We start from the raw sequence: 15388 nt of genomic DNA on the forward strand, positions 1-15388 counted from the left end.
AGAATATATAGAATAATTGATAGGTGAAATCACAACTATCAATTATCATACAAATTATTGACAATCATTATCTTATACAAGATTCAGTTGTTGACTTAAAAAGAAATATTATGAAGCGAATATCAAAATTAGCAAGTATTGTACTAATTTCATTTTTGTTATGGTTTTGTTCAGGAGATGACGATACTACAAATCCTGATACAGGTGAACCTGTAGAAGCAACAAAAATATTAGTAGAAACCTTAAGCGTTCCCTGGGAGCTAATTTGGGGTCCTGATAATTTCTTATGGGTTACCGAACGTAACGGAAAAATTAGCAGGATAAATCCTGACAGCGGAGAACAACAACTGGTATTTACTATTCCTAACGTATCACAAGTAGGTGAAAGTGGGTTATTAGGAATGGTACTTCACCCAAATTTTGATACAAATCCATATGTATACGTTGTATACACGTATAATGGAGGAAGTGGTTTACTGGAACGATTGGTTCGGTTTACATATGCCAATAATACGTTAACTAATGAAACCACACTTATAGACCAAATCCCTGCCAACTCTAACCACGATGGCTCTCGTTTGTTGATCACTCCCGACATGCACCTAATTATGACTACGGGTGATGCAGGAAACACAAACCTTTCTCAAGACATGAATTCTTTGGGAGGTAAAACCTTAAGATTAAATCTAGATGGCACTATTCCCTCTGATAATCCTTTTACAGGGAGTTATGTATATAGTTTGGGACATAGAAATGCACAAGGATTGGTATTACACCCTAATGGCAAGCTATATAGTTCTGAGCACGGACCAAGTTCTGATGATGAAATAAATATCATACAGTCTGGCAAAAATTATGGCTGGCCCAATGTAAAAGGTAAAATTGATACTCCAAACGAACAGACTTTTGCAGCAGGTACAGAGGTTATTGAATCTATTTTTGAATGGACACCCACCATTGCTCCCTCTGACCTGATATACTATACCAGTGATAAAATTCCTGAATGGACCAATAAATTATTGATGACCGTTTTAAAGGATCAAAGAATAATTGCGCTTACTTTAAATAGCGATGGAACTGCTATTACCAATGAAGAAGTGTTCTTTAATGGTAAATTTGGCCGTCTTAGAGATATTGCGGTTTCTCCTCAGGGACGTGTCTTTATTGCTACCAACGGAAATTCGTATGGAGATACCAGTAGTACACATCGTATTATAGAGATTAATAAAATTGAGAAGTAATTCTTCAGAAAAACCTTGTCGTAGAACATAATCAAGGATATGACAAAAACTGATTATTCTTAATTTATAATCATATCATCAAACTATTATCATGGCTCCACAGGTTTTAAAACACTGTGGGGCTTTTTTTAGTTTTTATACCGTTTTTATTTATCCACTCTTATAAAACGGTCGTTTTATAAGGCTTTATTTTTAAGTGATACTAGTAAACCAAAATCCATTTATTCGGAAATTTCCTTTTCTTCTTTTGTAGAATTTTTAATCGTACTTCTTTTCACTATTTAGTTAGACCTATATATAGCGTGCCTTAGGTTATCCTAATCAGAGCATCCTTGAATTGTTCTATTTGACAATTCAAGGATATTTAGCGATGGTTGAACCTAAAGGTATTTCATCTTCTCTCTAACAGCTACATATTTGAAGTATCAAATACATTAAACCATTCTTTTTTAAAACAAATAACTATGACACCCACTGAAGTTTTTTCTATATCAAGCATGATTGCTATGCCAATGTGGATTCTTATGATTCTTTTTCCAAATTGGAAAGCTACCCGGTTCTTAATTGATTTCAAAGTAGTTCCGATACTACTGTCTTTTATATACGTCTTCTATATTTTCAAAACCATCCAAATAGGTGGAGGAATAGATTTTGGAAGCCTTACTTCGGTTATGGCATTATTTACAGAAGAAAATGCCGTACTGGCTGGCTGGGTACATTATCTAGCTTTTGATCTTCTGGTAGGCATGTGGATGCTAGACCAAAATAAAGGAGTAAAAATTCATCAATTAATAATGGCTCCTTGTCTTTTTGGGACTTTCATGTTAGGACCTATTGGATTTCTACTTTTTATAATCATTAGAGCATTTAAACAAAAACAATCATGATATATTCAAACAAAATACTTAGCACAGTAAAAGAAGAAAGTCCAATATTGTATTGGGTAGTAATGACCCATATAATTTTGGCTGTTGGATGTATGATTGGTTGGTTTATTGATGAAAGAACACTTATGGGAGTGAATGTTTGGATTAAACCTTTAAAATTTTCAATCTCAGTAGGCATTTATATCTTTACAGTAGGATACCTTATGACTTTATATCCGTATTCAAAAAGAAAGAAAAATTGTATCAATAACATCGTTACCTGGACACTATTAATAGAAGTTTTTCTCATTATTTATCAGGCATCTAGAGGAGTGCAATCTCACTATAATGTATCGTCTCAATTTGATGCATTACTCTTTGCAGCAATGGGAATACTAACGGTAATCAATGTTTTAATTATGGTGTTATTTATCTTTGATACTATCCGATTAAAATTAAAAACGTCTAAATCAATTCAATGGGCTATACTTCTAGGTTGGTTAATCGTAGTTTTTGGTAGTTGGATTGGTGGTCAAATGATAAGTGAAATGTCTCATAATGTTGGTGTAAGTGGTGACTTAAGGGTAGCTCATTTTTTTGGATTGCATAGCATACAAATAATTCCGTTATTCGCACTATGGATATCTAATAAATGGAATGCCACAAGTAGAAATCAAGTCATTTCGGTAACTATTTTTGGATTACTTTACGCCACATGGATTGGATTCACCTTCTATCAAGCTAAGCAAGGTATGCCATTAATTAGTCTATAATCAAACTACTATGCTATTTAACAAAGAAAGACGTATACAATATTTAGGTTTTAATGACTTTTGGTTCACTGTCATAGGTATTCTAATTCTGAGTTTGATTACGGACTACCTTTTTAATAATTCATTTGCAAGGCACTCTTTTGGCATAGCAACTCTTAATTGGAGTGCCTCCCTATTTTTTACAATTATTGATTGGTTTATTATAAGATCAATTATGATTTTTTTACGGAAAAAATATCCTGATTTTCAGGATGATAAAAAGCGCATCGTAATATTTTTTCTAGCTATTATTAGTACTATACTATTTGTTGATTTCGTTGGAGGGTTTTTACTAACAAAGATCTTTAATTTATTTGGTATGAACTCCAGTCACACCACACAATTAAAGATACTTATACCTATTATATTAATCACTATTATGACAATGGCAATATATGAAGCAGTTTATTATTATATAAGATTAAAAAAATCAATTAAAGAAGAAGAACAAGCAAAACGAGTGATTGTACAGACACAATTAGATGCACTTAGAAACCAGGCACAACCTCATTTTTTATTCAATAGTCTCAATACATTGCGGGACATTATTGATCAAAATTCTAAAGAGGACGCAAAAGAATTTGTTGACAAACTATCTGATGTATATCGTTTTATATTACAGTCTGGAAATGTTAATCTAACTTCGCTTAGAGAAGAATTAAGATTTGCTAAAGCCTATATTCATATTCAGTCTGAAAGATTTGGAGATAACCTGAAATTGAATTGGCATATTCCAAAAACAGCACTAGATGCTATGATTGCCCCTATGAGTCTTCAACTTTTACTTGAAAACGCAATAAAACATAATGTGATTTCGAAAAGAAAGCCTCTTGTAATACATGTTGAAGCTAAAGATCATCAGTTAATAGTACAGAATAAAATTGAATTAAAATCTACTAAAATACCTTCAACAAAAGTAGGGCTAAAGAATATACAAAAGCGATATGCTTTGATTTCTAACAAATCTCCTGAAATTAAAAACGATGGAAATCAATTTACCGTTTCCCTTCCCTTATTAAAAATAACAGATCAAAATAAAAACTATGCAAGTACTGATTATTGAAGATGAATCGCGTGCAGCCAATCAATTACAAAGCGTGCTCAAAACTGGTGGTTTCGAATATCAATTATTAGACGTAATCGATACAGTTGAAGATGCTGTTATATGGTTTCAAACACATCCAACTCCAGACTTAGTATTCATGGATATACAACTAGCGGATGGTCTGAGTTTTGAAATATTTCAGGAAGTAAATGTAGAAGCACCTATTGTTTTTACAACTGCTTTTGATCAATATGCTATTCAAGCTTTCAAAGTAAATAGCATAGATTACTTACTCAAACCAATCCAACAGGATGAACTAAATACTGCACTTAATAAGTTTTTTAAAACAAATACACCCTCTGTTGTTGCTCCTGATATTTTAAAACAGCTTCTTAGTAGTATGCAAGTAATCAACCAACGAGAAGGTATACTAGTAAAAGAAGGAAGCGGATTTGTACAAATTAAAACTTCTGATTTGATATATGTGTATTCTCAAGAAAGCATCACTTTTGGAGTGACTATTAATAAACGCTACATTATTGATGAAACTATCGATCAATTATTTAGCTCGTTAGACCCTAATCAATTTTATAGGATTAACCGTGGTCAAATTATTTCCAAAATTTCAATTCAAAAAATAGATTCGTATTTTAATCATCGAGTTAAACTTTCTATGTTAAATCCAAGAGATCAAGAATTTATTGTAAGTAGGCAAAAGACCAGTGATTTTAAAGAATGGATGAACAAATAATAAGCGTATTACATTTCAACAATTAAAAATAACACTTCAACAAAAAGCTCTATTTATGGTAACAGAATAAGACAATATTTGTGATATAATAAATAACAAAAAAAATTATATCATGAAGATAAAACTTATAACAATAGTATTTTTAATAGCTACTGGAATACTTAGTGCACAATCAGATAAAAGCGCGAATACCTACCAAAAAATAGTAAAACAAACCGATGAGATCTATGATAACCTAGTTAAAATTAGGCGCGATTTACATATGAATCCTGAACTATCTAAGCAAGAAAAAAGAACTTCTAAAATCGTTGCCGATTATTTAAAGGATTTAGGATTAGAAGTAAAAACTAATATTGGTGGTCATGGAGTTGTAGGAATTCTAAAAGGTGGTAAAAAAGGCCGAAAAATAGCTTGGAGAGCAGATATGGATGCTATTAAAACAGATGATCCAGATCCAGTTACCTTTAAGTCCAAAAATAGAGGTATAAGACATATCTGTGGTCATGATGTTCATACAACCATTGGTTTAGGAATAGCTACTATTTTATCCCAACAAAAAGAAGATCTAGAAGGTACCGTTTATTTTATTTTTCAGCCATCTGAAGAGACTTTTACAGGTGCAAAAGACATGATTAAAGATGGGCTTTTTGACATCATTAAACCAGATGAAATTTATGGACTACATATTGGTCCTGGAACATCAGGAATGATCAATTTTAAGGCTAATGAATTATTTGCTTATCAAAGAAGCCTTAAGGTAAAATTCAAACCTAGTGTCAATGACAATGAATTAGAAAATTTTATGAATACTGTTCTAAAAGGTTATGCTCGTAATCCCCTTAAAGGCTCACCTTGGGATATCATAAATAATATTTCTGATCCTAAAATTGGGATCACAAGTAAGGAAACAATTTATAAAGACTACTTTTTATTAGATGGAACAAAACTTTATAAAGATCAGGACACCACTTTTTTTAGCGCTAGTTTCTTTGAAACTAATATTGAAAATACTCATAGTATACCCCTTGAAATAAAAAAACAAATCCTTAATTCTAAATTTAAAGATGCTTTTATTTCTATTGGATATTCAAGAGCTTATGCAACTCCTATAAATGATCCTGAACTCACAAACATTGCTGAACAAACTATTCGTAATTTTTACAATGAAGAAATGTTTAAACCACTGTACGGACAAGCTCCTTATTTTGGCGAAGATTTTATATTTTATCAGCAAAAAGTACCTGGAGTATTCTTTTTTTTAGGAGGATCTAATACTGAGGAAGGTATAAGTTCTATGCCACATTCACCAAACTTTGCTGTAGATGAAAAAACGATAAAATATGGAGTACAGTGTTTCGCTTCTTTAATTTTCGAACGTACTAACAACAAATAAAAATCATGTAGAGGTCAAACATCAATCAACGACTCCCTAATATTTAATGCCAGTTCTTATATGAAATAGTATAAGACATCTTAATAAGATTATTTTTCCAAATCCTGAGCTAAAGAAAAAGCTTTATAAGACAAAATCTATAGTGGTATCCTGGATTATTGATCGGTTAGTGGGATTTACTCAACATACTTTTTGTAGCCCTAGAAGTATCACTAAAGTATTTTTAAATATTAGCGTAGGAAACAAGAGACAACTATAAACCTATTTATATAATGATAAAAACTCTTAAAGCATAAATTTAGCACCTGACTCTTCCCTACTATCAATGAATTTTAAAAGAGCATTAATACTCTATAATTAGCTTTGTTTTTCTCTGAATTGAGAACACAATCTGTATCTATTTGACGTTTTTTATTTTCTTTATTATGGCTACCCCATAAAAAGGGTAGAACAAACCTAGAAAGGAACTCCTAAAACAAATATAATCAAACAGATTCACCCATATGCATGTATATTCAAGCAACTGGTTAACAATTAATTAACATTACTTTGTTATTAATTGGTTAAATGTTAATTTTTTTATGAATAAACATGATGGATTTTATAAAACTAAGATATATTTGAACTAGTAAAAAGTAAAGTTGAAACTTCATAATTAGTACAAGTTGAGTTTGTGTTAAATACCAATTATGTTTCAATTTAGGCCCTCTATTGGAGTAGTTAACCAAAGGGGGCCGCTTTCTATAAAATGACTTCTTTATTAGTTAATTCGGGCCAAAAGAAACAAAAACCTGCAATAGTACATTTTCATGTAGGATTTATTGTATTTCAATAAAAGATTTTTCTTACACAAGACAAAAACAGGGTTAAATAAAGTTTTTTTTGGTATATACTATATGCAATACTTACACCTATTCTTTTTGCAAAAAGATAATAATTGTTTTATGGTTAATATTGGCCATAAAGCTATTTAAAACCCTAATGTTCTATAACCAAATATATGCTTAAGCAAGGGCCATCCTATACATGCATTTTATTGTTTTTCAACATATTGTACAATTTTCACTTGCATATGTTACGGTTTTTCCGTAGTTTTATCACGCCTCATATTAAAATTAATAGCTTATGCAAAGAATTACCCTTGAACAAGAGTTTAATGCTCGACAATTAGATATTAAATACAAAGACCTCTGGGATCGAGGCATTCACCTCTTTACAATAAATGACCAAAATCGTGATTTTTACTATTCTATTTATTATGTAGATTTATTATTTGTTGAAGTAATTTATAATAAAATTACAGGTGATATTATTACTATCAAAAGCTTTACAGATAAGAGAAAACTCATGTTTTATCTTAGAGAAGACTTTTCATAATTAAAGTCTTTCAAGTACTCGTAATACTAACCCGATTTATGTATTAGAAACCTACTATGTCTTGAGGCTTTCGGGCCTTATAACTAAGCCTAACACATAAATCAGGTTAACGTTTACGGTACCAAATATTAAGGATTAATCCAATGATCACTAATAAGGTCCCTATAATACTTAGGATTGGATATATATCGGTAAACCAAAACACCCCTGCAATCATCGTAAAAATAACTTCGACGTATTTTAAGGATACCACTTTATTCGTTGCCTGAGATTGAAATGCTTTGGTCATAAATAACTGTCCGAAATACCCAAAAATCCCTAGACTAAGCAATAGTAGCCACTCTACTCCTATTGGTGTGGTCCAATTGAAAATGGAAAGAACACCTCCTACAGTAACAGAAATCCACATGAAATAGTTAACGATCACAACGGGATGATCGCCATGACCAATTTTATTGATAAGCACATATACCACTCCGCTAAATACTGCTGAGCCCAACACTAACAGTAAACCAAAAGAATCTACATTGGGATCAAAACCTTTGATCATCAAAACTCCACTAAAAGCCATCAAAAAGAACAACCATTGTATTGGTTTTACTTGTTCTCTAAGAAAAAATACAGCAAAAATGGTAGCAAATATTGGTGATAAGTATCGTAAGGATACAGCAGAACCAATAGGAAGATAATTAACTGACATAAAGAATAATCCCATCGAAGTAACTCCTGCAAGGCCTCGATAAATCATTAATCTTTTTTGGTTACCCAATATTGGAATCTCATGCCATAACAAATAACTCATTGTAAAAAATAACGAGCCAAACGCTCTAAAAAATACCAGCTGTGCTCCTCCAAAATGTGCTAAATACTTAACAAGTAAGTTCATTGCTGTAAAAGACACAGCGCTAAGAAGCATAAAGTATATAGCTTTTTTCATGTATTTAATTAAAAAATCAAAGGTGCAACCTAAATGGTTTTGCTAATCGATCACCCTGTAATTTTGGAATTCCTGTTTTCTGAACATAATGCCCCCAATTAGAAACAACATCAACAACTTGCTGTATTGCTTCCTTATGATTTTTATAGCTAATCTTCTCTCCTACAGTAATCAAATCCTGTAGTGTAAAATTATCCCGTTTACCATTGATTGACATCTGATGCATGCTGGTCCAGATTCCTTCTGGATTGTACGAATAAGTCACATCATAAGCAGGAGAAAGTCTCCAAACTCCACGTTTATCCATCAAAAAAGAAATATTCTTAGTATGATCATCCTGGTTACGGGCAATGACATTAAACACCATTCTTTTGTACAATTGTATAGCATCACTATGTGGTAATCGTAATTGTCTCATTACTTCGAATGCATTTTCATAAGAGTGTGCACCTGGAGATTTATAATCAAAATGTGCTATCGAACACAAGGTTTGCATGTGTATTTTTTCGTTATTACTATGGCGATCAAAGCGTTTGGTCATAAAGTGAGCTCTATCATGCTCTTCAAAAAGTAAAGATTTTTCCATATTAATACCACAATCCAATGCCATTAAATAATATGCATATTCGATCCTTCCATACCCTTGTGGGTCTCCAAGAGTAGTATCATTTACTCCATCAAACTTAAAAATATAGTGTTCAAATCCGTGAGGAGCTATGGCTTGCCCCGATCGGATCTCATTTGTTGTGGAATTGTAAGCGATTATGGCTTTAGCCCGTTGCCCTCCAGCCGAAGTTCCTACTTTAATCAATTCATTAAGGTGTTCTGTTTCAGAAAGATTTAGTTCTAGTTTTTCTCGTGTATTAAGTATTTTTTCTGCCAGTTGTGCCAGTTTATCTACTTCGAGGGTAGTAGTTTGAGCTTGTCCTATGTGTTTTGCAGGTTGAAACTCTAATGCTCCCATACCACGAGTACCAATATAACACAAGCGATCTAGTGGGGTAAATTTAGATTTTGGGATATCATTAAGAGCTAGCCATTGATCAATTAAGCGATTTCCGAAATCATCGGGCAATACATCAGACAACATTCCTGGTAATCCGCGGTAGGTTTCCTGGTTTAGATTAGGAAAGCTATATATTTTTTTTGCAGAAGACCGTATCGGCATGTGTATCGGTGACACATCCTGATTTTTATTTAGAAATGAAGAGAAAAACTCAAAAGAAGCAAAGTTTTTTTTGCTATCCCAACTCAATGCTCCCAATTCTTCTCCCCAAAGGGTAATTTTAATAACATCTACCATAATGGGTCTTCATTTTGATTTTTAGAGCTACGTGACGCACGCTCACGCTCTTTTCCTTTTAGTTTTAATAGTTCTATGGGACTTATACCCGGATCTGGAAATAAAGAGCTTAATGCGCTTAAATCTCCAAATGCCCGAAGTATTTGGATAAAAGTTAATAAAGTAGTTGTCTTTCCGGATTCAAAATTCTTAATCGTTTGCACATGTACCCCTGCCCTTTTAGAAAGTTCATCCTGAGTAATATTAAGATTAAGGCGTCGTTGTTTTACTCTTTGAGTAAGTTCTGCCAGTATTTGTTCGTCTGAAAGGTTATTAATATTCATCACACATAAATTAAATTAACGTATATAATAATATACATTAAAAATGTAAAACGTAAATTAAGTATAATATATTATACTCCTTAGCACAATAATGTATCAAATATAGTAAAGTATATCATAATATACTTAATATTAACTAAAAAACCATAAAGTATACCAAAATATACTTTAAATAAATATTTTTGACTACAGATAGTATTATCATTCATTAAAATAGAATTTTTAATATTTATCATTATGAAAAACAGGTAAATCCCCCTTTTATATCATTTAGAATATTATTATTTTTAACCTACTTAACAATCCCCTCTTATCATATCGTCTGATTGTCTTAAAATCTAAGACAATGAAACATTCTATTCGATTACAAAGTATAAGCGCAGTACTAGCAATAACTCTTTGTTGTACAAGCTGCATGTCTACACGAGTTGTAAGTATTCATGATAGTGATTCTGTGGTTAAAAACACTAAAACCTCCTGGAGTTTCGCCTGGGGATTAGTTTCTCCTAAAGATATCGATGCCAAGTGCGAATCTAAGCACTTAAGCTCGGCAACTAACACCACTAATCTTGGATACATATTACTATCTACAATTACACTAGGCATTGTTATACCACAAACCATAGAATGGGAATGCGCTCCACCAGATCCACCAATTGATGAATTATAGATTAAATACATCATTTCTGTTTGGCTTATATCAATAAACACAGGAACCATATCGGATTTGATATTGATCTGCCAGCAGTGCTATCTAAAAACAAAGACATTTTGTAATAAAATATAAAAAAGTATAATCATGGCGTTACCAAAAGGCATCGAGACATTACCTATAAGGAAATGGGAAAACAGGCATCAAAATTTTACTCAAAAACTAACACAAAACGCCTCTTTCAAAGTGCGTAATGATGATTCGTTGAGTAAAGGAGCTGATAAATACATAGCCACGACCAAAAACCTACAATGGCTAACAGGACATGCAATTGATAACAACATTAGATTACGCGCTATGGGAAGCGGCTGGTCATTTTCTAAGGTAGCTGTTTCTGAAGGCGGTATCCTAGACACTAAATCATTACGTCTTAGTTTTTCGGTTAGCAAACCAAACATAAGCAACGAATACTTAAACAAAGGAGGATTAGCTGAAGATCTATTTTTTGTACAATGCGGAGTTTCTATATTACAACTTAATTCAAAATTAGAAAAAGAAAAACGACCTAATCGCTCCATTAAAGCCTCGGGAGCTAGCAATGGCCAAACAGTAGCAGGCGCTCTATCCACAGGCACCCACGGCGCTGCTTTTAACGTAGGAGCAATACAGGATTTTGTAACCGGGATACATCTAGTCGTTGGTCGAGATCGTCACATATGGCTAGAACGAAGCTCTAACCCTATAGTATCCGATCGATTTATTAATTGGTTAGGTGCAGATTTAATAAGAGATGACACTATGTTTAATGCCGCCTTGGTAAGCTTCGGAAGTTTTGGAATCATACACGGTATTATGATAGAAACAGAGCCCAAATTTCTACTCGAAGAACATCGCATAGATAAAATCGCTTACAATAGTGATCTTAAAAGCACCATGAAAACATTAGATTTTTCAACAATTAACACCATACTCCCCTTTCCTCAACATTCTCCTGATCGAGAATTGTATCATTTTGAAATACTTATAAATCCATATGATTTTGAGCCAGACAACAACAATAAAGGTGTATTCCTAAAAGTCTCCTACAAACGCAAATACAGAGATAACTATACCCGTAGGACTCCTGACGACAAAGGCTTAACCTATGGTGATGATTTACTGGGACTAATACAAACAGTTATGGATAGTCTGGGAGGGTTATCGATTTTATTAGTCCCAAAATTAGTCAACATACTATTCCCTCTGGCTTACAAAGAAATTCCTCCTATGGAGGGAACTATTGGAGAAACATTTAGCAACACCAAATTTAGAGGTAAAGTTGCCAGTGCAGCTCTAGGAATAGATATTAAAGATAGTGTACGAGTAGTCGAAGAAATTATGATGATTATTGAAGATGGTGATCCTTTTCCTGGCGGAATATCATTGCGATACGTAAAAGGAACCGAGGCTTTATTAGGCTTTACAAAATTTGACAAAACCTGTGTACTAGAATTAGATGGTGTAGATGCAGATATAACCCGAAAATTCTATGAAAAAGTATGGAACCGATTAGAAGCCATTAATATTCCATACACCTTACATTGGGGGAAAATAAATTTTAATCTCGATTTTCAGCGTATTCAAAATATGTATGGTACTGCCACGGTACAACATTGGCTTGATACTCGTAACGACTTACTTGATTCTGAATCAATGAACGTATTTACCAATGGTTTTATTGAAAGATGCGGATTAAACAAAGTAGTTGGAGTAATTGTTTAGATAAGTAACACAAATAATTGATTGTTAATTATTTAATCATAAAACATAATTATAATTGAAAATAATTTTAATTATAATTATAGCTCTTTGGCACGATAATCGTTCTAGTATAAATATATTTCATTACTTTAGTTTTTCTAATCCCATTACCCAATGAAAAAGCTGTCCCACCTACTACTGCTTTTTTTAGCACAAATTGTCTATTCACAGACCTATACTGTACTTGATTCTGTACAAAATACACCTATATCATATGCTACAATTTCTTTTAGGAATGGAAGTGGTACATTTGCTGATGCTGATGGAAATTTCCAATTCTCAAAAAAATGGTATTCTGATATAGATTCTTTATACGTATCATCCATTGGATATAAAGAGTTAGCGCTTTCTACCGCTGCCTTACCCAAAAAAATACTTTTAGTCCAGGATATTGCAGAACTTAAAGAGGTATATATTACAGCAGAAAAGAAAAGAAAATACAAAACCAAGAAATTGGCTTCAGAAGTACATAATGATTATTTTAAAAGCTGGCTTCCTACAGTAGAGTCTGAAATTGCAGTTTTCTTTCCTAAAAGCTCTGAGAAGTCTACCAAAATTGCTTCAGTATACCTACCTATTAAAACTGAATCTTCAAATCGGAATTCTAACAAAAAACAATCTTTTTCTACTTTGTTCAAGATGCAGTTTTACAGCAATAACAATGGATATCCAGGGAAAAGACTATCGTATGAGGATATTATATTTAAGGTAACTAATAAAGATAAATCTAATTTTGAACTGAACGTTTCAGAACATAAAGTCTTTATCCCAAAAGAAGGTGTTTTTGTCTCTATACAAGTATTAGGCTATACAGACAAGAATGGAAAACTACAGCAAACAAAAAAGTACAGTGAAATTGAAACTCGAAAAGGTATAGTTAAAGTGTCTACTACTTTTAGACCCTTACTTCCGTTTACAGACAAAATAAGTAGTTACAAAACTTTTACCAGAAGAGTATTTTTTAAAAATAGAACCTGGCAACGTTTTGACAGAGGATATAGCAAAAACAATAACTTGATCAAAAACAACAACACCAACTATGGTATGGGGTTAAAATTGCACTTATACGAAGAGGATTAGAGAACAGCATTAATCTAAAAAAGATTTTCTTTTCTTATTAAACTGTACCGCTGCTTCGTGTATTTCTTTATGTTCAGCAGCTTGGTTTTCTGCATGATCTACCGCATCAGAGATTGTCAAATAATAATAGGTTGCACCTAATCTATCTGTAAAACCAGATCGTTTTAGAAAATCTCGGACTGGACCTATCGTACCCACCATTAACAATTGAATTCCTATATCATCAAGGTATTGCTGGATATCATCTAACACATGAAGGCCCGTGCTATCTATATCATGCATATTTGTATTATCAAGGATTAGAAACTCTGGTAATGGTTTACGATCAGAAACATAGGCCAGAATAGCATCTTTAAAATAACTTGAATTACCAAAATATAATTGATTATCAAACCTAATAATTAAATATGCATCTGATTGTATTGCATCTGGAAATCTATTGATATTTCTGTAATATTTGGTACCTGGTATGTTTACTAATTCGGCAATATGAGGGCGAGCACTGTAATACTGTAGAAAAACAAATGACAATATCACCCCGATAAAGATTCCGTTTTCTACTCCAAAAATCAATGTTCCAAAAAAGGTGATGATCATTACAATAAAATCTCGTCTTCTAAGTCGAAACAAATATTTTGCTTCACTAAAATTAATCAATCCAAATACAGAAACTAATATAATTGCCGCAAGAGTTGCTTTTGGGATATAATAAAAAAATGACGTGAGAAACAACAAAGAAAATATAACCATTAGCGCAGCTATAATAGATGATACAGTAGTCTTCCCTCCTGCCTCGTCATTAATTGCTGTTCTGCTATAACTTCCAGAAGAAGGTACCGCCTGAAAAAAAGCACCAATCACTTTAGCTATTCCTAAAGCAAATAATTCCTGATTAGGGCGTATAATGTGATCCCTGTTTTTCATTTCTATAGATTTAGCAATCCCAATACTTCCAACATACCCAATAAAAGTGACAGTCAATACAGATGGTATTAGTGCAACCATTGTATCATAATCCATATTTGGAATACTAAAAGAAGGAAGTCCGCTAGGTACATCTTTAATAATCGCCAACCCTTTTTCGTTTAAGTCAAAAATATAGGCTACAAAAGTTGTAATTACAAGTACTGTAAGGGCACCAGGAAATGATCGTTTCCATTTTTTAAGTAAATTAATAATCACAATAGAGCACAAACAAATCCCCAGTGTAATCCAATTTACTTCAGAAAAGTGACTAATAGTGTACCAAATTGTTTGATGCGTGTATTTAAAATCTGGAATGCTAATTCCCAATCCTTGATCCAATTGAGAAATAATGATAATTATTGCAGCAGCAGAGATAAACCCCGAAATTACAGGTTGGGAAATTAGATTTACCAAAAACCCCATACGCAACACACTCATAATAATCTGTAGTACTCCAATCAAGAAACCGGTAAACAAAACCAATTCGACAAACTTCTCTGTAAACGGATCTGCAAGTTGGCTTACTCCACTCATTACTAAAATTGCAGTAACAGCTACCGGTCCTATACTTAGCTGCCTGGATGTTCCAAAAAAAGCATAAAGCAATAAAGGAATTAGGCATGCATATAAACCATAAATCGGAGGTACTCCCATAAGCAATGCATAGGCAATCGCTTGTGGTATAAGGATAACTCCTACAGTAATACCTGCAATACAATCTGCTTTAAAGAAAGAGCTATTATACTTTTTATCCTTAAAAATCTGAAGAAACGGAATTATTTTATATAACTTTTTAACGTTACTGAAGGTTTTTGATTTATTAGGTAAATCTACAACAGTTT

At 32.7% G+C, this 15388-nt stretch carries 14 protein-coding genes; 10 read left to right on the top strand and 4 right to left on the bottom strand.

Annotation, left to right across the window (positions count from 1 at the left end; translation table 11 throughout):
- Positions 1-110 precede the first annotated feature (110 nt).
- From Z054_RS0107240 to Z054_RS0107270, 7 genes are all read left to right on the top strand, one after another.
- The gene (locus Z054_RS0107240; protein ID WP_024769415.1) at positions 111-1241 is read left to right on the top strand and encodes a PQQ-dependent sugar dehydrogenase; all 1131 of its coding nucleotides are present in this window, start codon (positions 111-113) and stop codon (positions 1239-1241) included.
- A gap of 464 nt (positions 1242-1705) precedes the next feature.
- Positions 1706-2128, top strand: a complete 423-nt coding sequence (locus Z054_RS0107245; protein WP_024769416.1) for an ABA4-like family protein — start codon at positions 1706-1708, stop codon at positions 2126-2128.
- Positions 2125-2880 (top strand): hypothetical protein, encoded by a 756-nt coding sequence (locus Z054_RS0107250; protein ID WP_024769417.1) that lies wholly within the window; start codon positions 2125-2127, stop codon positions 2878-2880. The genes Z054_RS0107245 and Z054_RS0107250 overlap by 4 nt, the downstream gene beginning before the upstream one ends.
- Positions 2881-2890: 10 nt before the next feature.
- Entirely contained in the window at positions 2891-3982 is a 1092-nt protein-coding gene (locus Z054_RS0107255; protein ID WP_024769418.1) for a sensor histidine kinase, read from the top strand.
- Positions 3963-4715: a LytR/AlgR family response regulator transcription factor gene (locus tag Z054_RS0107260; protein WP_024769419.1), complete on the top strand. Its 753-nt coding sequence runs from the start codon at positions 3963-3965 to the stop codon at positions 4713-4715. The genes Z054_RS0107255 and Z054_RS0107260 overlap by 20 nt, the downstream gene beginning before the upstream one ends.
- 112 nt (positions 4716-4827) lie before the next feature.
- Positions 4828-6108 carry a M20 metallopeptidase family protein gene (locus tag Z054_RS0107265; RefSeq protein ID WP_024769420.1) on the top strand — a complete coding sequence of 427 codons (1281 nt, stop codon included), beginning with the start codon at positions 4828-4830 and terminating at the stop codon, positions 6106-6108.
- Between the two features lie 1125 nt (positions 6109-7233).
- Positions 7234-7485 carry a hypothetical protein gene (locus Z054_RS0107270; protein WP_024769421.1) on the top strand — a complete coding sequence of 84 codons (252 nt, stop codon included), beginning with the start codon at positions 7234-7236 and terminating at the stop codon, positions 7483-7485.
- 106 nt (positions 7486-7591) lie between these two features.
- Here Z054_RS0107270 and Z054_RS28040 read toward each other — a convergent pair whose 3' ends face one another.
- From Z054_RS28040 to Z054_RS0107285, 3 genes are read right to left on the bottom strand one after another with little or no spacing between them, the layout of a single operon-like run.
- Positions 7592-8422, bottom strand: coding sequence for a DMT family transporter (locus Z054_RS28040; RefSeq protein WP_035090973.1), 831 nt, complete (start codon positions 8420-8422; stop codon positions 7592-7594).
- Between the two features lie 16 nt (positions 8423-8438).
- On the bottom strand, positions 8439-9725 hold the full coding sequence (locus tag Z054_RS0107280) for a type II toxin-antitoxin system HipA family toxin (protein ID WP_024769422.1): 1287 nt from the start codon (positions 9723-9725) through the stop codon (positions 8439-8441).
- Positions 9719-10048 (bottom strand): helix-turn-helix transcriptional regulator, encoded by a 330-nt coding sequence (locus tag Z054_RS0107285; protein ID WP_024769423.1) that lies wholly within the window; start codon positions 10046-10048, stop codon positions 9719-9721. Before Z054_RS0107285 ends, Z054_RS0107280 begins: the two co-directional genes overlap by 7 nt.
- A 346-nt stretch (positions 10049-10394) precedes the next feature.
- On the opposite strand from Z054_RS0107285, the gene Z054_RS0107290 reads away from it, so the two are divergent.
- The 3 genes from Z054_RS0107290 (at position 10395) to Z054_RS0107300 (ending at position 13580) form a co-directional block, all read left to right on the top strand.
- A complete protein-coding gene (locus Z054_RS0107290; RefSeq protein WP_152538488.1) occupies positions 10395-10718 on the top strand; it encodes a hypothetical protein in 324 nt (107 codons plus the stop codon).
- A 129-nt stretch (positions 10719-10847) separates the two neighbouring features.
- Positions 10848-12461: an FAD-binding protein gene (locus Z054_RS0107295; protein ID WP_024769425.1), complete on the top strand. Its 1614-nt coding sequence runs from the start codon at positions 10848-10850 to the stop codon at positions 12459-12461.
- Positions 12462-12614: 153 nt separating this feature from the next.
- On the top strand, positions 12615-13580 hold the full coding sequence (locus Z054_RS0107300; protein WP_024769426.1) for a peptidase associated/transthyretin-like domain-containing protein: 966 nt from the start codon (positions 12615-12617) through the stop codon (positions 13578-13580).
- Positions 13581-13589: 9 nt separating this feature from the next.
- Here the strand turns inward: Z054_RS0107300 and Z054_RS0107305 are convergent, their stop codons facing one another.
- Positions 13590-15326 (bottom strand): SulP family inorganic anion transporter, encoded by a 1737-nt coding sequence (locus Z054_RS0107305; protein WP_152538489.1) that lies wholly within the window; start codon positions 15324-15326, stop codon positions 13590-13592.
- Positions 15327-15388: the final 62 nt, after the last annotated feature.

The organism is Aquimarina macrocephali JAMB N27, from assembly GCF_000520995.1.
In the GTDB taxonomy this organism is placed as follows: domain Bacteria; phylum Bacteroidota; class Bacteroidia; order Flavobacteriales; family Flavobacteriaceae; genus Aquimarina; species Aquimarina macrocephali.